Annotated in this window: 21 protein-coding genes; 3 read left to right on the top strand and 18 right to left on the bottom strand. The window is 44.6% G+C overall.

What is annotated here, in order from left to right; translation table 11 throughout:
- Positions 1-5 precede the first annotated feature (5 nt).
- Positions 6-1,121: a M20/M25/M40 family metallo-hydrolase gene (locus tag ABNN70_RS11885; RefSeq protein WP_129928888.1), complete on the bottom strand. Its 1,116-nt coding sequence runs from the start codon at positions 1,119-1,121 to the stop codon at positions 6-8.
- Positions 1,122-1,278: 157 nt separating this feature from the next.
- On the opposite strand from ABNN70_RS11885, the gene prli42 reads away from it, so the two are divergent.
- Positions 1,279-1,383: a stressosome-associated protein Prli42 gene (gene prli42, locus ABNN70_RS11890; RefSeq protein ID WP_165364242.1), complete on the top strand. Its 105-nt coding sequence runs from the start codon at positions 1,279-1,281 to the stop codon at positions 1,381-1,383.
- A 3-nt stretch (positions 1,384-1,386) separates the two neighbouring features.
- On the opposite strand, the gene ABNN70_RS11895 is transcribed toward prli42, so the two are convergent.
- The 10 genes from ABNN70_RS11895 to ABNN70_RS11940 all read right to left on the bottom strand — a co-directional run bounded on the left by ABNN70_RS11895 (position 1,387) and on the right by ABNN70_RS11940 (position 11,529).
- Complete coding sequence (locus ABNN70_RS11895) at positions 1,387-2,466, bottom strand: HAMP domain-containing sensor histidine kinase (protein ID WP_129928887.1); 1,080 nt, start codon at positions 2,464-2,466, stop codon at positions 1,387-1,389.
- A complete protein-coding gene (locus tag ABNN70_RS11900) occupies positions 2,466-3,140 on the bottom strand; it encodes a response regulator transcription factor (RefSeq protein WP_353947908.1) in 675 nt (224 codons plus the stop codon). The genes ABNN70_RS11895 and ABNN70_RS11900 overlap by 1 nt, the downstream gene beginning before the upstream one ends.
- Positions 3,141-3,439: 299 nt before the next feature.
- Positions 3,440-4,696 carry a dihydrolipoamide acetyltransferase family protein gene (locus tag ABNN70_RS11905; protein WP_353947909.1) on the bottom strand — a complete coding sequence of 419 codons (1,257 nt, stop codon included), beginning with the start codon at positions 4,694-4,696 and terminating at the stop codon, positions 3,440-3,442.
- 17 nt (positions 4,697-4,713) lie between these two features.
- A complete protein-coding gene (locus ABNN70_RS11910) occupies positions 4,714-5,700 on the bottom strand; it encodes an alpha-ketoacid dehydrogenase subunit beta (protein WP_353947910.1) in 987 nt (328 codons plus the stop codon).
- Positions 5,701-5,712: 12 nt separating this feature from the next.
- Positions 5,713-6,708, bottom strand: coding sequence for a thiamine pyrophosphate-dependent dehydrogenase E1 component subunit alpha (locus ABNN70_RS11915; protein ID WP_353947911.1), 996 nt, complete (start codon positions 6,706-6,708; stop codon positions 5,713-5,715).
- 26 nt (positions 6,709-6,734) lie between these two features.
- A complete protein-coding gene (lpdA, locus tag ABNN70_RS11920) occupies positions 6,735-8,153 on the bottom strand; it encodes a dihydrolipoyl dehydrogenase (RefSeq protein WP_129928882.1) in 1,419 nt (472 codons plus the stop codon).
- 275 nt (positions 8,154-8,428) lie between these two features.
- Positions 8,429-9,427, bottom strand: a complete 999-nt coding sequence (locus ABNN70_RS11925; protein ID WP_353947912.1) for a DUF4003 family protein — start codon at positions 9,425-9,427, stop codon at positions 8,429-8,431.
- A gap of 62 nt (positions 9,428-9,489) precedes the next feature.
- Positions 9,490-10,161, bottom strand: coding sequence for an ABC-2 transporter permease (locus ABNN70_RS11930; RefSeq protein WP_353947913.1), 672 nt, complete (start codon positions 10,159-10,161; stop codon positions 9,490-9,492).
- Between the two features lie 99 nt (positions 10,162-10,260).
- Positions 10,261-11,154: an ABC transporter ATP-binding protein gene (locus tag ABNN70_RS11935; protein ID WP_353947914.1), complete on the bottom strand. Its 894-nt coding sequence runs from the start codon at positions 11,152-11,154 to the stop codon at positions 10,261-10,263.
- Positions 11,155-11,160: 6 nt separating this feature from the next.
- Entirely contained in the window at positions 11,161-11,529 is a 369-nt protein-coding gene (locus ABNN70_RS11940) for a GntR family transcriptional regulator (RefSeq protein WP_353947915.1), read from the bottom strand.
- Between the two features lie 179 nt (positions 11,530-11,708).
- On the opposite strand from ABNN70_RS11940, the gene ABNN70_RS11945 reads away from it, so the two are divergent.
- Positions 11,709-12,836: a mechanosensitive ion channel family protein gene (locus tag ABNN70_RS11945; protein ID WP_353947916.1), complete on the top strand. Its 1,128-nt coding sequence runs from the start codon at positions 11,709-11,711 to the stop codon at positions 12,834-12,836.
- 137 nt (positions 12,837-12,973) lie between these two features.
- On the opposite strand, the gene ABNN70_RS11950 is transcribed toward ABNN70_RS11945, so the two are convergent.
- From ABNN70_RS11950 to ABNN70_RS11965, 4 genes are all read right to left on the bottom strand, one after another.
- Positions 12,974-13,288, bottom strand: a complete 315-nt coding sequence (locus ABNN70_RS11950) for a hypothetical protein (RefSeq protein WP_129928876.1) — start codon at positions 13,286-13,288, stop codon at positions 12,974-12,976.
- Between the two features lie 260 nt (positions 13,289-13,548).
- On the bottom strand, positions 13,549-15,345 hold the full coding sequence (locus ABNN70_RS11955; protein WP_353947917.1) for an ABC transporter transmembrane domain-containing protein: 1,797 nt from the start codon (positions 15,343-15,345) through the stop codon (positions 13,549-13,551).
- Entirely contained in the window at positions 15,335-17,098 is a 1,764-nt protein-coding gene (locus ABNN70_RS11960) for an ABC transporter transmembrane domain-containing protein (protein WP_353947918.1), read from the bottom strand. Before ABNN70_RS11960 ends, ABNN70_RS11955 begins: the two co-directional genes overlap by 11 nt.
- A gap of 335 nt (positions 17,099-17,433) precedes the next feature.
- Entirely contained in the window at positions 17,434-17,868 is a 435-nt protein-coding gene (locus tag ABNN70_RS11965) for an Hsp20/alpha crystallin family protein (protein WP_129928873.1), read from the bottom strand.
- Between the two features lie 234 nt (positions 17,869-18,102).
- On the opposite strand from ABNN70_RS11965, the gene ABNN70_RS11970 reads away from it, so the two are divergent.
- Positions 18,103-20,205: a DNA topoisomerase III gene (locus ABNN70_RS11970; RefSeq protein ID WP_353949431.1), complete on the top strand. Its 2,103-nt coding sequence runs from the start codon at positions 18,103-18,105 to the stop codon at positions 20,203-20,205.
- 86 nt (positions 20,206-20,291) lie between these two features.
- Here ABNN70_RS11970 and ABNN70_RS11975 read toward each other — a convergent pair whose 3' ends face one another.
- From ABNN70_RS11975 to ABNN70_RS11985, 3 genes are all read right to left on the bottom strand, one after another.
- Positions 20,292-20,984 (bottom strand): GDSL-type esterase/lipase family protein, encoded by a 693-nt coding sequence (locus ABNN70_RS11975; RefSeq protein WP_129928871.1) that lies wholly within the window; start codon positions 20,982-20,984, stop codon positions 20,292-20,294.
- A 120-nt stretch (positions 20,985-21,104) separates the two neighbouring features.
- Positions 21,105-21,590, bottom strand: a complete 486-nt coding sequence (locus tag ABNN70_RS11980; RefSeq protein ID WP_129929075.1) for a threonine/serine exporter family protein — start codon at positions 21,588-21,590, stop codon at positions 21,105-21,107.
- Positions 21,590-22,390 carry a threonine/serine exporter family protein gene (locus ABNN70_RS11985; RefSeq protein ID WP_353947919.1) on the bottom strand — a complete coding sequence of 267 codons (801 nt, stop codon included), beginning with the start codon at positions 22,388-22,390 and terminating at the stop codon, positions 21,590-21,592. The genes ABNN70_RS11980 and ABNN70_RS11985 overlap by 1 nt, the downstream gene beginning before the upstream one ends.
- Positions 22,391-22,536 lie beyond the last annotated feature (146 nt).

The following is a 22,536-nucleotide window of genomic DNA, read 5'->3' on the forward strand; positions in this document are numbered from 1 at the left end:
CTGTTTTAATGGACAGCTTCTTTAATCAGCGCGAGCACTAACCGGCTTGTATTCTCCAATTCACTGACCGACATTCTTTCTCTGGTTGTATGTATATGCTCATAGCCGACAGCAAGATTAACTGTTTGAATGCCCTTACCGTTAAGCACATTCGCATCACTACCGCCTCCACTTTTCTTCAGGCGAGGTTTCTTATCGATTGATATGATCGCACGTTGTGCAAGTCGGACCAGATCATCTTCAGCATCGAAATGATATCCCGGATACATAAAATTCGACTGAACATCGGCCCGTCCTCCCATGTATTCAGCCGTTTTTTGAAAGGCTTCACCCATTTTCTTTACCTGTTCATCAAGTTTTACTTTAACAAGCGATCTGGCTTCAGCAAGTATCTGCACATAATCGCAGACTATATTCGTTGAAGTCCCGCCTTCAAATCGGCCAATATTCGCCGTTGTATCCGGATCAATCCGTCCAAGCGGCATTTTTGAGATCGCTTTTGCGGCCATGGTAATGGCCGATAGACCCTTTTCCGGAGCAACACCTGCATGGGCCTGCTTTCCAAAGAGCCCGACTTGAAATTTGGTTTGGAAAGGTGCCGCAACAATGATGTCACCGACAGGTCCACTGCTGTCTAATTCAAAACCATATTCAGATCTTATCAGCCGGGTATCCAGTGCTTTTGCCCCCAGAAGTCCTGATTCCTCGCCTGCTGTAACAATAACCTGTAACTGAGCATGTGGTATATCCTTCTCCCGGATAACATAAAGGGCTTCGATTAATGCAGCCAGTCCGGCTTTATCATCCGCTCCCAGAATCGTTGTTCCATCAGACACAACATAACCGTCTTTTATCGTCGGATGAATCTTTTTCCCGGGAACGACAGTGTCCATATGACAACCGAAGAAAATGGATGTACCTTCGGCTGTACCAGGAAGTGTACAGATCAGATTCCCTGACTGATGCCCTGTTATTTTTCCTGCCTGATCTTCCTCAACACGTAAACCTAAGTCAGAAAATTTATGTTTCAGCAGATTGGAAATTTTCTTCTCTTGACCCGTTTCTGAATCCGTTTTAATCAGTTCCAGGAATACTTTCATTAAACGTTCCCTTTTGATCAATCGTATCACCTTTCCAAAAGCGATATTTTTTTATCTTCTTCTTTTCATTTTATCATATCAAAGTCTGAGATTCAGTTCGTGACAACATTGAAAAAACCGGCGCATACAGGTTATAATAATTTGAGTTGAGATCATTGATAAGGAAAGAGAATCAATTATGCAGAAAAAACTATTTAAAATGGTCATCTATGTGATGATCGGTGCTCTGTTACTGTCAACAGTAGCAGGAGTCATTGTTGCACTGGCCGGATCTTTCGGATAAGTATCAGGGCAAACCTGCCTCATCCGTCCCCATTTTAAAAAATCTGACCGTAACCGTCGTCCCTTTTCCAAATGTACTTTTTACATCTATCTTCCCGTGGTGTACATCCACGATCTTTTTTACTATGGAAAGCCCCAGGCCGTTCCCTCCTGCTTCCCGGTTACGTGACCGGTCGGCTTTATAGAACCTTTCAAACAGGTGCAGCCTTTCTTCCTCACGGATTCCGATACCATCATCCGAAATGCAAAAGACAGTCATATTCTTTTTTTGAAATAAGTGAATGGATATGTGCCCGTCAACGTGTGTAAATTTCAAGCTGTTCTGGATCAGATTTGTCCAGACCTGTCCCAACAGGTCACCATCAGCTGTAATGGTGACAGGATGAAGCTGAATATTCATGTGTATCTTTTTCTCCGTCCATTGCGGCTCAAACGGGAGCAGGGCGGATCTGATCTGTCGATCAACCCTGTATGGCTTCATCGTAACCGGATGCCTGCCACTTTCAAGAGACGTCAGTTTCAGCAGATTATCACTCAGTTTTGACAGTCGGTCACTTTCCGTTAAAATAATATTCAAATAATGATGGCTTTTCTCTGCAGTTAAATTATTGTTCTCAAGTGCTCTTGCAAATCCTTTTATAGAGGTTAATGGTGACTGAACCTCATGGGAGATGTTTGAAATAAATTCCTGCCGAAGACGTTCCAGCTGCCCCAGTTCTCTTGCCATATAATGCATATTGTCGGCCAGCTGAATAAACGGATTATTTTTTGAAGGAGGACCCGGAATAAAATCCGGCAAATCCAGATGAATTTCGAAATTACCTTTAGCCATTTGCTGCATGGCCTGAATCATCGCCTGAAAATAATTTAATTTTCTGGGCCTGAGAATATATCCGATCAGGATACAGAGGGCAGAAAACAGGGAGATGCCCAGTATTGAGCTCACGATATGATGAAATAAAGGATGAAGCGATACGTCATAAGTTACGGCGATCCATCCGATGAAAAAATAAAATCCGCCCCAAAATATACTGAGTATCGTTAAAAGGGTACAAATGAATATGAAGATTCTTATATATTTCATCAGCACTCTTCCAGTCTGTAACCGAGACCGCGTACTGTTTTTATTTGAAAACCGGTATTCGGTCCGGAAAATCGCTTACGCAGTCTCTTAATGTGAACATCAACCGTTCGTTCGTCCCCTTCGTAATCATAACCCCAGATCTTTTCAATCAGGTCATCTCTGGTATAGGTGCGCCCCGGTGTGCCCGCCAGCATAAAAAGTAATTCAAATTCCTTCAGAGGCAGTGTCAGGATTCGGTTACTCAACCTGACCTCATAGGACTTCCGATCCAGTGTGATGTTCCCGATATGAATGGACTGTGAAACTGAAACCTGGTAGCGTCTGAGCAGTGCCTTAACACGCATCACCATTTCTATCGGTTCAAAAGGTTTAACGAGATAATCGTCCGCCCCCAGGCGAAATCCTCTGACTTTCTGCATCGTCTCACCCCTGGCAGTAAGAATCAGAACAGGAATCTGATCACCGGAACCTCTCACCTTTTTACATAGCGTCCAGCCATCCATGTGTGGCATCATGATATCGATGATCATCAGACCGATGGCACCAGCCTTAAGAATGTGAAGGGCCTCTTCTCCATTACTCGCTTCGATACACGCCATCCCTTCATTCTGCAGGAAAACCGTAACGAGTTCTCTAATATTCGGATCATCATCAACAACCAGAATTTGATTCAATCAGGACACTTCCCCTTTTATTTACAGGTCTATGTATCATCATGTCAGACTAATATGAACATCATATTACATGCCTGATGATTATTTCTTCTAATTTAATAGCGTACAATTTTTCAATGGTTCGATCAAATGCAAAGTCATCAGTTCAGCAATCATGATCAGCAAATATAGAAAATATATAAAGAAAAACTTGCGCAGCCAGGCTACTGGCGCCGGATGAGCCCTGGCTGCCTTTATAATCCATTAAAAAACCACATTCTGCTCCAGCTGGCAGAATGTGGTTCATGTGGGAATATGGATTAATATATAGGTGTATTTTCAGGTGAAATATTTTCCAGGCGTTCCTTGATCCGGGCCAGAAATTGACCAGTAATCAGTCCGTCAAGAACCCGATGATCAATCGATATACACAGATTTACCATATCGCGGATGGCAATCATGTTATTCACAACAACTGGTCGTTTGACAATTGACTCAATGGAAAGAATGGCTGCCTGCGGATAGTTGATGATAGGCTGGGATTGGATGGAACCGAAAGATCCGGTATTATTTACGGTGAATGTCCCGCCCTGCATATCGTCCGGTGTCAGTCTGTTTTCACGTGTACGCCTGGCAAGGTCGTCAACAGCAGTTGCCAGTCCTTTAATACTCAGTTCATCGGCATGCTGAATCACTGGAACATAAAGCGCATCGTCCGAGGCAACAGCAAGCGAAATATTAACGGACTGCTTTTCAATGATTTTGTCTCCTGCCCAGGTACTGTTCATGCGCGGATACTCTTTTAAGGCAGCAACAATCGTTTTGATAAAGAATGGAAGAAACGTCAGCTTTGCGCCTTCCTTTTTATGAAAAATATTCTTGACCTGGTTCCTGTAGTTAACCAGGTTGGTGACATCCACCTCGATCATGGTCCATGCATGTGGAATTTCATGCTTGCTGCGAACCATGTTATGCGCTATCGTTTTCCGGACCGCAGTCAGGGGCACATCGATATCTCCGGGATCACTTCGTACCGGCGAAGCAGACACAACCTTCTGTCCCTGGGACGGAGCAGTTGAAAAACTTTGCGCCATTTTTTTCTCAGGCAATGGGCCTCTTTTTTCATCCGTTTTTGAAGTGATATATTTTTCGACGTCTTTACGGGTAATTCTCCCGCCTCTTCCACTTCCGGTCAGTTGTTCCAGTGCCACATCGTTATCCTGTGCCAGTTTGAGTACGGCTGGAGAATAGCGTTTTTTCATCGTGCCATCTTCTGGTTTTCCATCAGTTCCCGCGGATGAAGATCCTTCTTTCAGCTGTTGCCCGGCAACTGTACCTTCGACCTCTATCGTACAGATTGGCTGTCCAACCGGAAGCGTATCTCCCTCATCAACGAGCAGGGCTGAAATGGTTCCGGAGAAACTCGAAGGGATTTCAGCATTTACTTTATCTGTTGTCACCTCAGCAATGGGGTCATACTTACTGACTTGATCCCCTGCGGAGACGAGCCACTGATTGATTGTTCCTTCTGTAACGCTCTCTCCGAGCTGAGGCATTTCCATTTGTCTGGTATTCATCTTATCTCTCCTTTCCCTCAAAATTCCGCCAGATCGCGGATCCTCTTTTCCACTTGCTCAGGATTCAGTAAAAACCGTTTTTCCAGCGGCGAAGCATATGGCATAGCCGGAACATCAGGGGCAGCAAGGCGCTGCACCGGTGCATCCAGATCAAACAGACAGTGTTCGGCGATGATGGCTGCAACTTCACTGATCACACTGCCTTCTTTATTATCTTCTGTAATAAGGAGAACTTTCCCCGTCTTTTTCGCTGCATCGATGATGGCTTCCTTGTCCAGAGGATAGACCGTACGAAGATCGAGAATGTGAGTAGATATGCCTTCTGTTTCTGCAAGCTTTTCTGCTGCCTGAAGAGCAAAATGGACTGCCAGACCATAGGTAATAACGGTCACGTCATGCCCCTCCCGTTTCACGTCCGCCTTACCAATCGGCAGCACATAATCCTTATCCGGCACTTCGCCTTTGATTAAACGATAGGCGCGTTTATGTTCAAAAAAGATCACTGGATCATTATCGCGGATGGCAGCCTTCAACAATCCTTTTACATCGTATGGGGTTGAGGGCATGACAATTTGCAGCCCGGGTACGTTGGCAAAAATGGCCTCCATTGACTGTGAATGATAAAGCCCGCCATGTACACCCCCGCCATAAGGTGCACGGATCGTCATCGGTGCCGTCCAGTCATTGTTGGACCGGTAACGCAATTTCGCCGCTTCTGATATAATCTGATTGGTCGCCGGTAACATAAAGTCGGAAAACTGCATTTCGGCAACAGGGCGCAGTCCGTACATCGCTGCTCCAATACCCACACCAACAATTGCTGATTCAGCAAGTGGCGTATCAATGACCCGTTTTTCCCCGAATTCATCATATAATCCTTTCGTCGCCTGGAAGACGCCGCCTCGTTTGCCGACATCTTCACCCATGACGATAACATTCTCATCCCGTTCCATTTCTTCCTTAAGTGCCTGTGTCACTGCTTCTATATATGAAATGACTGCCATCGTTGTCCCCCCTCAGTCCTTTTCCTCATATACGTCATGCATCAGGGTATCCGGCGCAGCAAACGGGGCCCTTTCCGCATAGTCTGTCGCATCATCAATTTCTTTCCGAATCCTTTCTTCCATCTCTTTCTCTACATCTTCAGTCAGTATATTGAGCTTACGAAGATAGGAAGCAAACGTCAGTACGCCATCATATTTTTTATGTTTTTCTACCTCATCTTTTGTCCGGTAAGTCATATCATTGTCATCACTTGTATGCGGCGTCAGTCTGTAGCAGTCAGCTTCCAGAAGTGATGGTCCCTCTCCACGGTGGGCACGATCCGCCGCTTCTTTAACAGCCGCATAAGCAGCCAGAGGATCATTACCGTCAAATGTTTTGCCGAACATGCCGTATCCGGCAGCCCGGTCGGAGACATGTTCACAGGCCAGCTGATGCTTCAGGCCAACGGAAATCGCATAGTGATTATTTTCACACATAAAAATGACCGGGAGTTTATGTACACCGGCAAAATTACAGGCTTCATGAAAATCTCCCTGATTGGAAGACCCTTCACCGAATGTCACAAAGCTGACAACGTCATCCCCTTTAAGTTTTGCAGCAAGGGCAATACCGACTGCATGAGGATTTTGCGTTGTTACCGGTGAAGAATGGCTCAGCATCCGTAATTTTCTATAACTGAAATGCCCGGGCATCTGTCTGCCGGACGAATTCGGATCCTCTGCTTTTGCAAAATTATTCAACATCATTTCCTTAACTGTCATACCCCATGCAAGCACAAAACCATAGTCCCTGTAGTAAGGAGCGACATAGTCTTTCTCACGATTCAGGGCTAAAGCCGCACCAACCTGTGCCGCTTCCTGTCCCTGACAGGAGACGACAAAAGGGATCTTTCCGGCACGATTAAGCAGCCAGAGCCGTTCATCTATACGCCGGGCAGTCAGCATAATTTCGTACATTTTTAAAACATCCTGATCGGAAAAACCAAGCTTATGATGACGATTTTCCATAACTCGTTCCTCCCTGTTTACTTGAATCATATATGAATCGCCTTCCCATCTGCGGCAAGAGCCGCTTCTCCGATAATCTCCGACAAAGTCGGGTGCGGGTGAATGGTTTCTGAGAGTTCCCATGGTGTTGCGTCCAATAGTCGGGCAAGAGAAGCTTCGGAGATTAGATCCGTTGCGTGCGGCCCAAAGATATGGACGCCAAGAATGTCGTTGTTCTCTTTATCTGCGATAATTTTGGCGAACCCTTCCGACTCACCATAAACCAGGGCTTTGCCAATTGCCCCGAATGGAACTTTGCCCGTTTTAATGACATGTCCTTCTTTTGCCTCCGCTTCTGTCATGCCGATTGAGGCCGCTTCAGGACGGGTATAAATGCACTTTGGAACAAGCAGTGGATCAAGCAGAGTCGGCTGACGGCCCGAAAGGTGTTCCACGGCAATCATTCCTTCACGCGCTGCGACATGCGCCAGCTGAAGCCCGCCGATGACATCGCCGATCGCATAAATATGGGACTCTTTAGTCTGACCGCAGCTGTTCGTTTGAATATACCCTTTATCCGTCTCAATGGAAGTATTTTCCAGTCCTATATCTTCTGTATTTGGGATCCGGCCAACAGAAACAAGCATCTTTTCCGCATGGAATGCTTCCTGCCTGCCATCCACTTCAGCTTTTACAGATAGATCATTTGTTATCTTTAATGTTTCCGGCAAAAGCTTTGCGCCAGTCACAACATGAATCCCCCGCCTTTTGAAATTTCTCTCCAGAGCCCGTGAAACATCATCATCTTCAGTTGGGACGAGATGGTCAGTATATTCAATCACGGTCACCTCTGCACCAAAATCGGCGAGCATCGATGCCCACTCTGCTCCGATAGCCCCACCGCCGATGATCATGATGGATTCAGGACAGGATTTAAGTTCAAGCGCATCATCAGAAGTCAGAATCCTTTCACCATCCATGTCAAGTCCTTTCAGTGGGCGTGGACGTGACCCAGTTGCAATAATGACGTTCTTTGAGGTCAGAATTTCATTTTCCCGGTCATCGTTGTATGCAACAGAAATCGATCCCGAAAGCGGGGAAAAAATAGACGGTCCCAGCATACGCCCGTAGCCGGTGAATACATCTATTTTTCCCTTTTTCATCAGTTGCTGAACCCCTTTGTGAAGTTTCTCAATGATCTGATGTTTTCGCTCCTGAATCCGGGAAAAGCAAAGGATAGATTCTGGTACGTCCACACCGTATGAACCTGCGTTTTTAATCGTTGCATAAACCTCCGCGCTCCGCAGCAGAGCTTTTGCAGGGATGCAGCCTTTGTGCAGGCAGGTGCCGCCGAGTGCGTCTTTTTCGACAATCGCTGTTTTTAATCCGAGCTGGCTGGCACGGATAGCAGCGACATAACCGCCGGTGCCACCTCCTAATAGTACCAGGTCATAATTTTTAGCCATAAAAAAAGTCACTCCCTCTTACTTCTTTATCATACGTATAGAGTGCCTGCAAAGTTTCAAACGCTTAGTTTATCTTCTGTTACTTTTATATAGTTTACTCTTCTTCAGATTGAGAAACAATCTTCTTTCATCCCGCATGAACGGGCAGCATCCCCCTCAGGGATCATAAGGGTAAACGAACATGCCCGAGCGGGGGATAACCGCCCTGCATGCCCGATGGGTTTAACGAACAATCAGTGAGAGACGAAGCCCCCCCTTACTCTTGACGTTTCACTTTATTGATTTCCTCCGTTCGAAGAAGCAGCGATAACACCGGCAGAGGCCGAAAGGGAAGCGGCCGTCACCGCTTCCTGAACACGGATCAGATGGTCAGCCAAAACAATCAGTCCGGTATCTGCTTTTTGGTTTGTGCCCTTTTCATTCATGAGCGCACAGATATAAAGATACGACGCTGTCATGAAGTATAAATTTTTATCAATAAACATGCTGAGTTTTTCTTTTTTCAGTTTTTCAGTCAGGTTCAGGACCTCAATTACCGTATGATGTGTCTCTTCACACAGTGCAAGCAGTCCGTATACCGGATAACAGTCTGAGCGAAGCCGGATATGATGGTCTGAGATCAGATCTTTTATAGATGCGCATTTTTCAACGACCTGCCGATTATAGTGATCGAATAAAGATGCAAACATACAGGCAAGACTTTGAAGAGCATTATTTTTTCTGAAACCAAGCTGCTGAAGGGCAGAAAAATAGTGTTCTTCACGTTCGACAAGGATCGATGCGTTTTCATTAAGTTGAGCAAGAAGAACGACAAGCGTCACATCGCTCTTCTGCGTCAGGACAAAATGTCTTTTTTTTAGCAGCTGGTATATCTGGTCCGCCCTCCCCGGAACATCCTGAAGCTGACTGTCTGATGAACAGGTAAGACATGCGGCTGCGAGATAGGTCTGCTGCGATCTTGAAAAACCGGAATGAATCAGCTTCCGATACATCTCGAAGAAAGACTTTGTTTCTGTTTCTCCATTGTTTTGAAGGATTAACATCGCGCTGATGCAATATCGTATATCCCTGGTCAGAACGCTGAACCAGCCTGATTCCTTTTTTAATTTACTATCTCTCGTTGTAAATTCATCTTTTTCAAAGAGACGACCTGCCGCAGTATATTGAGAGGCTATGTTCAGTAACAGGTTTGCCTGTACCATTCTCAGCGCATGTGAAACACGTTTCATATTCTTTACAAGCAATCCTGTCTCGTTATCCAGATTAACCGGCATAATCACTTCTCCTCCCGAGCTCCATCCTGTGTCTGTCCACCCTTATTTTACCATAAGTGTGCTCAGAACTCTTTTTTTTCGAAAATATGAGTGGACAAGAAGTACGAAATAAGAGACACGAGAAGGGTCAGAATGATCAAGGGTATCACTGGGTGATCGAAAGAAAAGCGAATCACTTCCGGAACAGACTTCTGCAAGTTCATTTTCTGCCAGGAAATAAATGTCCCTGTTGCAATCATTATCGCAAAGAAAAGGCCGATTCCGACCATGGACGCCACCCTGTATCCAAACCTGAAGAAAATCGGATAAAAAATCGATGAAAGGAAAATGCTCAAACAGAGCGACATAATCCCCGTTTCAATGCTCAGAGGGTTTAGAAGATGAAAATTCAAAATAGAGTTGAGCAACAGAATAAGCACCGTACTGCTGATATAAGCGAACACCCACCAGATCAAAATCATCAAATATTTGGAGAGAATCATTGATCGCCGGGTGACAGGCAGACTGATCAGCAGTCGATTATTCCACTTATCCCCTTCATTCGTATTAAAGTTAGAGGCTATGATCATATAGTAGGCGATAAAACCAATCCCTGTGCCGCATAACACGATACCCATAAATTCCGATCCGGTTACGTCATTTCCTGCAGTAATAAAATAGAGCAAAAGCAGGAGCGGTGCCAGATAAGCTGACACTCTTTGTGTGTATATATCTTTTACCATCAGATGAAACATCCTGTACGCCTCCATAACAATAATTTATAGCCGTAATGATAACTGATCAGACAAGCCGTACGACACATCCCCAACCGTTTCATCACGAAGGGAAACACACTAATTTTCCTCACTCATCCATAAAGAAGGTTTATTCTTCTCTTTTTTCACCAGATAGTACATGATTTCTTCAAGGTTTGGCCGCTCAAGGTGAATATTTGATTTTGAAACCAGTGATTGAGCTGTCGCCGTTTCAATAAAGGCTTCAAAACCAAGTGGCGTTTTGTTGAAGGCAATCGGTTTACAGGAGAGAACATCGGAAGCAGCGTTTTTCGGTCCTTTAACAAGTAAATAGGATTCAAGCAGTTCATCGGTCTCCATACTGGCTGCAATCTTCCCATCAAGAATAAAGGTGATATAATCAGCGACCTTCTCCAGATCAGTCGTGATATGCGTCGAGAAGAAAATGGCTTTATTTTCATCCTGAATCACCTCCATCAGGACATCAAGAAGCTCCCTTCTGAACACCGGATCCAGACCGGACGTCGGCTCATCCATAATAATCAGTTCCGCATGATGGGACAATGCGATCGCCAGGGCGAACTTCATCTTTGTTCCTTTTGAAAAATCTTTCATCTTTTTGTCCAGCGGGACATCGAACTTGTCGATATAATGATAAAAAAGCTGATCATCCCATTGCGTGTAAAAAGGTGCGATCACTTTTTTATTTTTATCTGCTGTCAGATGCTCAAAAAACACATCCTGATCATACACAAAACCGATTCTGTCTTTTATCCCCTTCATATTACGGTCCATGGGTTCTCCGAACAGACGGATTTCGCCGCTGTCGATATGCATCAGATCCATGATGCAGCGAATAGTCGTACTCTTGCCAGCTCCATTCGGTCCAATGAAACCCATGATGAATCCCTTTTTCAGAGAAAAGCTGACATCACGAAGTGCAAAATCTTTGAATGATTTGTTCACCTGGCTTAGTTCTAAAATATTCTCCATTTTCATTCACCTCTTCATTTCTCTGATCATCCTGACGAGCTGTTCCTTATCAATGTTGAAGGATTCGCAGTCTCGCACGATTTCACTCAGCCGTGCTCTGACCTCACTCAGCTTTTTTTTACGTAATTGATCCTTATCCTGTCGGCTGATGAACGAGCCCTTACCCGGAATGGTAAAGATATATCCCTCCTTTTCCAGTTCTTCATAGGCTCTTTTTGTCGTGATGACACTGACTTTCAATGTTTTTGCGAGGATCCGGATTGAGGGAAGCGGCTGATGATCAAGCATCTGCCCATTCAGAATCTGAGCTGTGATCTGCTCTTTAATCTGCCGATAGATCGGCTGATCTGTTGTATGGCTGAGAATAATATCCATAGGCAACACCTATCGTATATACTGTATATGTTCAATATATACAGTTAGGCTGATGATGTCAATATCATTTTTACAGCTGGTCTTTACTTACAGCAGAATACCCGGCCATAAATTATTATGAATCTGATACCTGATCGTGCTAAGATATTCTTATTGAGAAGACTGATGAGGTGAACCACATGGAAAGTCTGGAGTGGATGGGGAAAATTACGTTAATGGACGGCATCATTTCCTGCTCCATTATTCTTGTATTTTTTATCATGGTATTTATACTGCAAAAATACATCCCAAATTTATTAACAAAGCTGAGTCGTGGTAAAATCGATGATAAGCTGATTTCAGCTTTACGGAAACCCGTTGTTCTTATTTTAATCACTACAGGAATCTTTCTTGCCCTCTCCTTCCTTCCTGTACCACGAAACTGGCGAACGCTTTTCTCTCTTTTTTACAAATCGATCGCCACTTTTTCTATTGGATGGGGTTTCTATATCCTTTCCGGATCGATCGGAATTTTTTTCAATCACATGGGAACGCGATACGATCTTCAGTTCAATGATATTGTCATCCCGTTCCTGTCCAGAATCGCCAAATTTCTTGTTGTTGTTATGACCCTGTTCATGATTCTTGATCAGTGGAATTATCATGTGACCGGTCTGATTACCGGCCTCGGTATAGGGGGGCTGGCTGTTGCGATGGCTGCCAAGGACACGCTCAGTAACCTGTTCGGCGGTTTCGTCATTATTACCGACGCCCCATTTACCATAGGTGACCTGATCCATTCGGGTAATATCGAGGGATTTGTTGAAGATATTAATTTCAGGTCAACCCGGATCAGAACACTGGATCAGGCACTTGTCACGGTGCCTAATTCCACGCTGGCCAATCAGCCGATCACGAACCTGTCGAAGATCGGAAAACGTCGGGTATATCTGACCATTCCTCTTGATCTTGAAACGCAGGAAAAGAAGGTCGATCTTTGTATTCGCCGTATACGAAAGATGCTCATTCAGGATACGTTAGTAGATCCGGAAGATGTAATGGTTTATCTGGACCAGATTACTTCTTCCGGTATTAAACTGATGGTACACTTTTATGTAAAAACTCCGGACTTTAAAGTATGGATGGAGTCAAAAGAAAAGTATAATTTATCCATTTTGAATATACTGAAGGAGGAAGGCATTGATCTGGCTACAGACCGTTCACGGATAGTATTTGATGCGGCTGAAGAAAAACGGTTTACAGATCGTGAAAAGCAGGAGTCAAATGATTCAGGGGATCGCAGGCGCTCACGTGATCATCATATTTGAAGAAAAAAGGACCGACCGGGAGTATCCGAGTCCTTGTTTTCTGATGACATTCCTGGAAAAAATTCATACTTTTTTAAAAATATAAGCAAAGGAAAGCGGGACAATGCGTTCATCCCCGCTTTCCTTTCTGTTTCATGTCATTTTTCCTGTCGGTACAGTCCCGGATTTTCTCTTGCATTTTCTTCAGATATTTTAATGGAACCCTTGATCTTCTGATATAAAAGATCGGCATTTTCTCCTTCAATGACGAGAAGAATTTCTTTACTTTTAATCATCGATAAATCACGAATAGTTTTGGGTAAATCATTTATAGAAATAGTTTTATCTCCTGATGAAAAATACGCGGTACATTCACTTTTCCTGATAATCTCATACAGGCGAAGTGCATGCCTCAGGGTGAGAGCACTCATGGATTTCATGGGAACTTTGATCGAAACAATCTGTTTTGTCATCGTTAACAATCACTCCTTGCTCATTTTCTCTGCGCACTATTTCCTTTTTATTATAGGTCATTCCTGATGTTGAGAGAAGGTAAAAAATGCCGGTATGTTGAAGAAAAGCCTGCAAAAGCCGGACCTCTGTTGGCTGATCCTCAGTTGCACGTACACCATCGTCCATAGAATGTTACAGGTTTTATCGCATAAAAAGAGGCTTTCCTGTTTGTTTGGGAAAGCCTCTTTCTGGTGAACAACCCTGATGCGCAGAATTTGAATCATTGCATCAGCGAAGTCCCCTTTGCCATCCGACCGTGCTGTAACTGATACATCTTATAATAGAGCCCTTTCTCCTTCAATAAAGACTGGTGAGTCCCCCGCTCCACAATTTCACCCTGGTGAAGGACAAGAATCTGATCCGCGTCCTGAATAGTGGAAAGGCGGTGTGCAATCGCAATTGTTGTTCTCCCTCTGCGCATTTTTTCCAGAGCAGATTGAATCGCTTCTTCCGTTTCTGTATCCACACTCGCAGTTGCTTCGTCAAGCACCAGGATCTTCGGATTGAGGGCCATTGTCCGGGCAAAGGAGAGCAGCTGTCGTTGTCCGCTTGAGAATGTCGCTCCTCTTTCTCCGATTACTTCATGATATTTGTCCGGGAGTTTTTCAATAAACTGATCCGCCTGAACGAATTTTGCTGCCTTTTTCACTGCATCATCAGAAACCTGATGACTGAGCCTGATGTTGTCGGCAACATCACCCACGAACATGAACGAATCCTGAAGAACCAGACCAATCCTGTTGCGCAGTTCATTGTCCGAAAAAGTGGGTAATGGCTTTCCATCGATATATATATCACCATGTATGACAGGATAAAAGCGCATCAACAGATTGATGATGGAGCTTTTCCCGCTCCCGGTATGTCCGACCAGCGCAACCGTTTCACCAGGATTCGCTGTAAAAGTAATATTTTTCAATATGTCCGTTGTACCATCATAAGAGAACGTGACATGTCGAAATTCTACTTTACCCTCTCTGATCGAAGGAGATTCGGTTCCTATTTGTACCGGAGCCATTCGGTCATCATCAAGCAGCCCGAAAACACGTTCAGCCGAAACAAGTGCCTGCTGGAAAATGTTTAACTGCTGCATGATCGTATTGACCGGATCAAAGAATCGATCAAGATAATTTATAAAGGCATATAAAACGCCAATTTGAACAACATGGTCAAATGACTGAATGCCAAAGAAACTGAGGATCATCATCAGTCCGATCAGATAAACGGAATACACGGCGGAGCGAAGCATCAAAGCATTCAGGCGAACACTTTTCAGCATGGCTGATTTATGGTCGGCGTTAATCTTTCCAAATTCCCGGCGCAGTCTTCTCTCCTGACGCATCGCCTGAATCATGGCCATACCCTGGAGGGATTCATTAAGTTTTGCATTCAGTTGGCTGAGCTTGACGCGAGTCGTTCGATAGACTTTCGAACTCAGTTTCCCATATATCCATGTGAGTCCTGTCAGGAACGGCATTAAGATCAGGCAGATGAGTGCCAGCCGTACATCGAGGATAAACATCCCGACAAAAATACCGATGATCATGATCCCGCTGCTGATGAATGCGGAGAGCACACTGACATAAAGCTCCTTGATCGCTTCCGTATCATTAGTGATTCGTGAGACAAGACTTCCGCCTGGAGTCTGATCAAAGAAGGTCAGCCCTAGATACTGAACTTTACTGAAAACGTCTACTCGCATTTTTTGAATTACATTCAGTGCAATCTTCTGAAAAGAGAGAAGCTGAAAATAGTTAAACAGGGCGGAAATGGCATATAATCCAATAAATCCTGCCGCGAGAAGCGTGAGTGGTCCCCAGGGAAAGTGGCGCGGCGTCAAATAATCATCAATAAATATTTTCATGATAATCGGGCCAAAAACATCGGCTGCAGTAGCGATGAGCAGCATCCCGAATGCTAGTGCCAGACTTTTTTTAAAATCCATAAGATACGCAATCAGGCGCCTCATCACATGTTTATCTGCCCGATGCTTCTGTTGCCGGACGAGCTCAGCTCTCATCTGATTTCCCCCCTTCTGTTACCTGTGATTCAAGCTGCTGGTGAGCATACATTTCTGCATACCAGCCGCCCTGTTCTAACAATTCCTCATGATTACCGTGTTCAGTGATAGACCCCTCACTTAAGACAATAATCAGATCCGCATGTTCCACTGCACTGAGCCGGTGAGCAGATATCAATGTGGTCTTGTTTTTACGTTCTTTTTTCAGTGCCTGTAGAATAGCTACTTCCGTTCGTGCATCGACAGCGGATAATGAATCATCAAAAATCAGAATTTCCGGATCTGCGAGGAGTGCACGGGCAATGGAGACGCGTTGTTTCTGCCCCCCGGACAGAGTGACGCCACGTTCACCGACCACCGTTTTATAGCCATCGGGAAAATTCAGAATATCATCATGAATATTGGCTAATTTTGCCGCATGTTCGACTTCGGCTTGTGTTGCCTCCGGCCTGGCAAAAGCGATGTTCTCAGCAATAGTCGCTGAAAACAGGATATGATCCTGAGGGACATAACCGATTGCACTTCTTAATGCATTAAGTGTCACATTTCGGATGGGTACGCCGCCAATTTCAATACTGCCATTCTGCAGATCGAATTCCCGCAGCAGTAAACGGAGCATCGTTGTTTTCCCTGCACCGGTTTTACCCACGATGCCCAGCGTCTCCCCCTGCTTCAGGGAGAACTTTATCCGGTTTAATGCGGGACGATCGTTTCCGGGATATCGGAACGACTGAATGTCATATCGGATATCACCGGTTGGGACAACGGCTGAAGCCCCTTCAATATCCGTTATTTCCGGTTTGACCGCAAGCAGGCGCCTGATCCGGTCGTAAGATGCACTTCCACGCTCGACAACATTAAAGAGAAACCCAAAAGCAAGCATGGGCCAGACCATCCGACCAAGATAGAGTGTAAAACTGGTTAACAGACCTATGGTCAGTGTACCGTTAATCACGAACCCGGATCCAAATGCCAGCGCGAGAAAAAAGCACAGTGCCACAATGAATGTAATTGTCGGATCAAACAGCGAGTCAATTCTGGCAACAGCCAGATTTTTATTCACCACATCTTTGGATGCTTTACGAAACATATTGATTTGTGCTTTTTCTTCACCGAATGCTTTGATTACGCGAACTCCCGATACATTTTCCTGCACTTTGTCATTCAGGCCTGAGAAAGCCTCCTGTGCAGACCCGAACCGTTTATGTAGCTGTGAACCATAATACATGGTCAGGACAACCATGACCGGCATGGGCAATAAAGCGATGATCGTCAGTTTCCAGCTGATCAGTACGGACATGGTAACAATCACCATGGCTCCCATAGTCAGTGAATCGACAAGGGTCAGAATTCCTTCTCCTGCGGCACCCTGCACGGCATTAATATCATTTGTCGCGTGTGCCATCAGGTCACCAATTCTCCTTTTCTGATAAAAGTTTGGAGATAATCTGGTGAAATGTTTATACAGATCATTACGCAGCTGGTTAGCCAGAATGATGGATGAACCAAAGATCAGCTGCCTCCAGATATAGCCTGTGAAATAATAAACAACCCCGACAAGGACCAGAAAAAGGATCCACTTTACGAGCATGATCGGAGTCAGACTTCCGTTTTTCATATCGTCAACAACGATTCCGACGACATATGGCGGGATCAGGGACAGGAAACTGGAAGCCATGAGGAACAGGATTCCAAACAGATATTTATATTTTTCCTGTTTAAAAAACCACCATAAATCAATAAATATTCGCAATGCAACACCCCTCCTGAAACGCCCTTTAAACATTTACACACAAAAAAACCGCAGGAGAAGAACTAACCCTCTTCTTCTGCGGGAAATAAACAGTATCTGACAAATACAGCTACAGTTACGTTTATCTGTTATCCGGGCAGTGGAAAAGAGATGAGTGTCAGCTTATCACCAAATATCTTCATTCTATGGGCACCTGTACCCACGTTTATCTGAATTTTCATGACACTCATCCTCCTCCAACAAATCAATGCTCTCATTATATAATCTAATTTCATTTTAGTAAATAAAAAAAGGGAAAAATCCAAATGGATTTTTCCCTTTTTTTAAATTTAAGCTTAATCAATGGAGATCTGTTTATTTTTCCTGCCAGATACTTCCCTTTTAGGAAGTATGACAGTGAGAACCCCATCCTTAAAAGAGGCTTTAATTTTTTCATCGTCAACATTATCCAGGGCGAATTTCCGGGCATATGAGCCGGAAGAACGTTCCTGACGGATAAAGCTTCCATCCTCTGCTTTTTCGTTCGATTCACGGGTACGCGACGCCTCAATGGTCAGTACACCCTGATCGAAATCAAGATGAATATTGTCTTTACTAAACCCCGGCAGATCGACTTTTACACTGTATTCATCCTTCTTCTCCGCAACATCGGCCGCAAAAGACTGAATACCCGGTGTTCTCATAAAATTACGTCCCCATTCGTCAAACCAGGAAGGCAGGAAATCAAAGAACCCATCATGATTTCTTTTTGTTGGATACAGATTTGCCATCATACATTCCTCCTTGAATGTCGATAGGTCATATGATTCATTTTTCATAGCCCTATCTTTTAACCTCTTTATCATTGCCATCTCTTTACATTCTTATTATAGCCTATTGGTCAAATAAGGTCAATGTTATATTTGACCTTTTTTGACCTTTAGATTTCTCCCGGCTGAAACTTTCTCACCAGTCCGATATAATGGAGAGGATCTCCTACGAAACAGAAAGGACTGTAAAATATGTTGAAAACACTCATCCTGGCTGAAAAACCGAGTGTCGCGCGTGATATGGCCCGCGTGCTCAAATGTCAGCGTGTCAATAAGCATTTCATTGAAGGTGACCGTTACCTCGTGACCTGGGCACTCGGCCACCTGATTGAGCTGAAAATGCCGGAGGAGTACGATATAAGATATAAAACATGGCGTCTGGAAGACCTGCCTGTTATACCGAAAAAAATGGAAACAAAGCCCATCAGGCAAACGAGTGCCCAGTTCCATGCTATAAAAAAGCTTTCAGGAAGAGCCGATCTGAAGGATCTGGTGATTGCGACCGATGCAGGGCGTGAAGGCGAACTTGTTGCCCGATGGATCATTGAAAAAATCCACTGGCGTAAGCCTGTCAGACGACTGTGGATTTCGTCACAGACGGATAAAGCCATTCATGAAGGGTTTCGTAATCTGAAACCGGCAGAGGCATACAATAACCTTTATAAGTCGGCCGTTTGCCGTTCGGAAGCAGACTGGCTGATCGGACTGAATATTTCTCGTGCTCTGACGACGAAATACAATGATTCACTGTCTGCCGGTCGGGTTCAGACTCCCACTCTTTCCATGATTATTCATCAGGAGAAGAAAATTAAAGCCTTCCATCCACAGCCCTTCTGGACCATCAGTGCAGCAGTCGGAAGCTTTACCGCGACATGGCAGAACGGCAGTCAGACGAGGATCCTGAATCAGGATCGGGCAAATAAAATCATTCAGAAACTGAGCGGAAAGAAAGCCACTGTTCGGCATGTCATGACAAAGAAGAAAACAGAACGCCAGCCTCTTCTCTACGATTTAACCGAATTACAGCGCGATGCAAACAGAAAATTTGGTTATTCGGCCCGAAAAACACTGAATATCCTTCAGGTTCTTTATGAACGATATAAAATTGTGACCTATCCGCGGACAGATTCCCGTTATCTGACTAAAGACATTGAGCCTACAATGCGCGAGCGGCTAAAAGCTATTTTGTCTGCCTATAGTGGCGAAGTCAGACCGATTCTTCACAAAAAAAACACGCACGTTCGGGCTTCTTTTGTCTTTAATGATCGTAAAGTTGGCGATCACCATGCGCTGATTCCAACTGAAGAACCGGTTTTCATTCAGGATTTATCTGAAGATGAAGTGCATGTGTATGATCTGATCATCAGACGTTTTCTATCCATTTTTTATCCTGAACGGACATACATGCAGATGCGGGCAGAACTCAGCTCTTGCGGAGAAACACTCGTCATCAATCAGACTCTGGAAACAGATCCTGGTTTTACCGTGCTTTCCCATAATCACAGAAATGAAGTCAATCAGCCTGCGGATACGTTAAAGCAGGGGGACGAACTGCCTGTCCTCGACCTCCTGATTCATCATAAAATGACCGAGCCACCGGCAAGGCTTTCAGAAGCAGACCTCCTGACAAAGATGGAAAAATTCGGGCTTGGGACGCCGGCAACACGTGCAGATATCATTGAAAAACTGATTCAGTCTGAATCGATCAGAAGAGAGTCGGGTGGCCGTCTGGCTCCGACATCAAAAGGACAGCAACTGATCCAACTGGTAAACCCGGATCTTAAATCCCCGGATCTGACTGCCAGATGGGAACGTGAACTGGAGAACATTGCCAGAGGCTCAGGAAATCCTGATCACTTCATGAAAGAGATCAGAAATCAGACAAAACAGCTCGTACAGGAAGTCCGAACGAGCGACAATACGTATAAAATACAGAATCTGACTAAAAAAAAATGTCCGCAATGCGGATCACCGATGAAAGAATCCCGAGCAAGGGACGGCGGCCGCATCCTGATCTGCATCAACAGGGCATGCCATTATCGAAAGAGAATGGATCCAAAGCTATCCAATCACCGTTGTCCACACTGCCACAAGAAGATGGAAATCCACAAAGGCAAAGCAGGTGCATACTTCCAGTGCCGGACATGCGGTATTGTAGAAAAAGCAGAAAACATCGGAAAAAAAATAAATAAACGTGAAACACGGCGACTGATGAATAAAATAAATAACAAAAATGGATCATTTAGTAACAGTCTGGAAGATGCATTAAAAGCCGCAATGAAAAAAGAGCAGGAATAGTTTTTCTGAGCCCTTTCCCTGTAAAAATTTTGTACTTTCTTATCGTATAAAAAAAGAGAAGCCCACAGGCTTCTCTTTTTTTATGCTCATGCATGAACCTGCACCGCACGTTTCAAATGTGGCATATTACTGAAAATAATCTCTGCAAGCGCATGATAACCTTTAGAGGTTGGATGCAGTCCATCCTCGTTTATCAGATCGGAAAAATTTCCTTTTAATTTGAATGCTGAACGGATATCCACACAAGGAACATTGATCTTCTTTACCAGATCCTTAAGTGCACGGTTATACATGCCGTGCCAGTGTTCAATCCCTCCGCACCATCCAATCCAGTGACCGATGGCGTGACTGTAATGCTTCATCAGTGAGCGATAATAGCGTACCGGATCAAGTGGCAGCAGACTGAGGATAACAGGAACTGCCCCTGCTGAGGCAATTCTTTCTACTATCACTCGGATATTCGATAAATAGTGATCAAGGGGTACGATGGGAATGTGCTCTTCATCAGGCAACTGAGCAACCTGATCCCATCTGAAGTTGCAGTCGTTTCCCCCAATATTAATCAGCACCAGATCCGGATGCAGCTGCAGGACATCTTTATCCAGTCTTTTCACCAGAAGATCGGAGTTATCATTAAACACACCTTTGTTGATCACTTCATCATCCTCACCGAGGAAACGCTGCAGCAGTGCCGGATAATTATCTTTGATAATCCTGAATCTTCCGCGGGCACAGGTGATCCCACGCGTCACGCTATCACCAAAACAGACAATCCTCAATATATATTCATCTCCTGGACCTCTACGCATTCCTTAAGTAACCGGGCAAGCGATAAAGGAACTATTTATTATATAGTAACAAAACAGCAACCCTTTTTACAGAAATTACGGGATTTGGTTCTATTTTCTTACAGTCATACTTCTGTCTGACCTGGCTTGGACTTTTCGATAGTTCCTTTTGAAAATCTGATAGACCACCTCGGCAAAGATCAGGCCCATAGCAATAGCTCCTGACAGGATCAATGCTTTCCCGGCGAGATGAAGCGCAAGATTATACTGATCCCCGACCGCCTGCTTCATCACTGTATAAGTCAGCCCTCCGGGAACGAGAGGAATGATTCCTGAAACACTGTAGACGATGACAGGATTTTTAAACAGCCGTGCAAATACCTGACTGAGTAAGGCAATAACAAAGGAAGCAGCAAAGGTTGCAGCAAAGTCATTGCCATTCCACTGATACCCAAAAAAATAAATGAGCCAGGCAATCATACCGATCAATCCACCGTGAATCAAGGGTTTCCGGGGAATATTATAAATGATCCCAAAACCGCACGTTGCAAGAAAACTGGTTACCGACTGAACGACAAATGTCACGGTTGCAGACATCATAGTGAAGCGCCCCCGTTCAGGGCCAGACAGAAAGCAACACCAATGCCTATGGCAAAGGCAGTGAGGCCGGCCTCTGCCGTCTTTGACATTCCGGACATCAGATCTCCTGCCATGATATCCCGAACCGCATTTGTAATGGGAACGCCCGGTACCAGGGGCATGACTGCTCCAATAATGATCTTGTTCAGTTCCACGCCTATCCCCAGTCTGATACTGAGCACCGCAATCAAACCCACAATAATTGAAGACATAAATTCAGAGAAAAATTTAATTCTTGTCAGACTGTGAAAATAGATCATACCTGCCTGACCTGCGCCACCGGCAATGAATGCAGGAATGACATCTTCCCACCTGCCAAGAAACATCAGGAGAAAGCTGCTGCTGGCCACTGCTGCTGCCAGTATCTGCATCCAGATCGGATAAGCTCGATCAGAATGGTCAATTTTCCTGAGCCGGCTATGTAGTTCAGATAAACCAAGATATCCTTTATCAACTTCCCGCGACAGGCTGTTCACCCGTGTCACCTTTCGAAGATTTGTTCCCCGGTGTCTGATCCGAATCATTTTCGTGACATCCTGAGCTTCAATAGAAAAAATGATCCCGGTTGGTGTGACAAAGCTCTGTGCTTCTTTTTCCAGAAAATTTCCTGCTATTCTGTTCATTGTATCTTCAACCCGGTATGTCTCCGCCCCGCTCTGAAGCAATATCTTTCCCGCCAGGATACAAACAGAAGCTACTTCATGAATCATGCCGCTGTTTTCCCCTTCGACCCTTTTGGATTTCAGGAAACCATTCATTCTCTCGATCTTCTTTCTCTGTAATAATGACGCAACAACATGCCTGTAAAAAGAGATAATTGCCAAATTTTGCGACAGCCGGCAATTCATAGCATTCTAATAAGTAAAATCATTATAATATGGTTCGCAGAAGGATAACAAGACCT

The sequence above is a fragment of the Sporolactobacillus sp. Y61 genome, assembly GCF_040529185.1.
GTDB lineage: Bacteria > Bacillota > Bacilli > Bacillales > Sporolactobacillaceae > Sporolactobacillus.

Excerpts from the sequence above, each read along its gene's own strand:
- ABNN70_RS11980 (WP_129929075.1), bottom strand. The coding sequence starts at position 21,590 with ATGTCTGCAACCGTGACATTTGTCGTTCAGTCGGTAACCAGTTTTCTT.
- ABNN70_RS11965 (WP_129928873.1), bottom strand. The coding sequence starts at position 17,868 with ATGGCAAATCTGTATCCAACAAAAAGAAATCATGATGGGTTCTTTGAT.
- ABNN70_RS11905 (WP_353947909.1), bottom strand. The coding sequence starts at position 4,696 with ATGAATACCAGACAAATGGAAATGCCTCAGCTCGGAGAGAGCGTTACA.
- prli42 (WP_165364242.1), top strand. The coding sequence starts at position 1,279 with ATGCAGAAAAAACTATTTAAAATGGTCATCTATGTGATGATCGGTGCT.
- ABNN70_RS11955 (WP_353947917.1), bottom strand. The coding sequence starts at position 15,345 with ATGAGAGCTGAGCTCGTCCGGCAACAGAAGCATCGGGCAGATAAACAT.
- ABNN70_RS11950 (WP_129928876.1), bottom strand. The coding sequence starts at position 13,288 with ATGACAAAACAGATTGTTTCGATCAAAGTTCCCATGAAATCCATGAGT.
- lpdA (WP_129928882.1), bottom strand. The coding sequence starts at position 8,153 with ATGGCTAAAAATTATGACCTGGTACTATTAGGAGGTGGCACCGGCGGT.
- ABNN70_RS11945 (WP_353947916.1), top strand. The coding sequence starts at position 11,709 with ATGGAAAGTCTGGAGTGGATGGGGAAAATTACGTTAATGGACGGCATC.
- ABNN70_RS11930 (WP_353947913.1), bottom strand. The coding sequence starts at position 10,161 with ATGTTTCATCTGATGGTAAAAGATATATACACACAAAGAGTGTCAGCT.
- ABNN70_RS11985 (WP_353947919.1), bottom strand. The coding sequence starts at position 22,390 with ATGAATGGTTTCCTGAAATCCAAAAGGGTCGAAGGGGAAAACAGCGGC.
- ABNN70_RS11935 (WP_353947914.1), bottom strand. The coding sequence starts at position 11,154 with ATGGAGAATATTTTAGAACTAAGCCAGGTGAACAAATCATTCAAAGAT.
- ABNN70_RS11910 (WP_353947910.1), bottom strand. The coding sequence starts at position 5,700 with ATGGCAGTCATTTCATATATAGAAGCAGTGACACAGGCACTTAAGGAA.
- ABNN70_RS11915 (WP_353947911.1), bottom strand. The coding sequence starts at position 6,708 with ATGGAAAATCGTCATCATAAGCTTGGTTTTTCCGATCAGGATGTTTTA.
- ABNN70_RS11895 (WP_129928887.1), bottom strand. The coding sequence starts at position 2,466 with ATGAAATATATAAGAATCTTCATATTCATTTGTACCCTTTTAACGATA.
- ABNN70_RS11940 (WP_353947915.1), bottom strand. The coding sequence starts at position 11,529 with ATGGATATTATTCTCAGCCATACAACAGATCAGCCGATCTATCGGCAG.
- ABNN70_RS11925 (WP_353947912.1), bottom strand. The coding sequence starts at position 9,427 with ATGCCGGTTAATCTGGATAACGAGACAGGATTGCTTGTAAAGAATATG.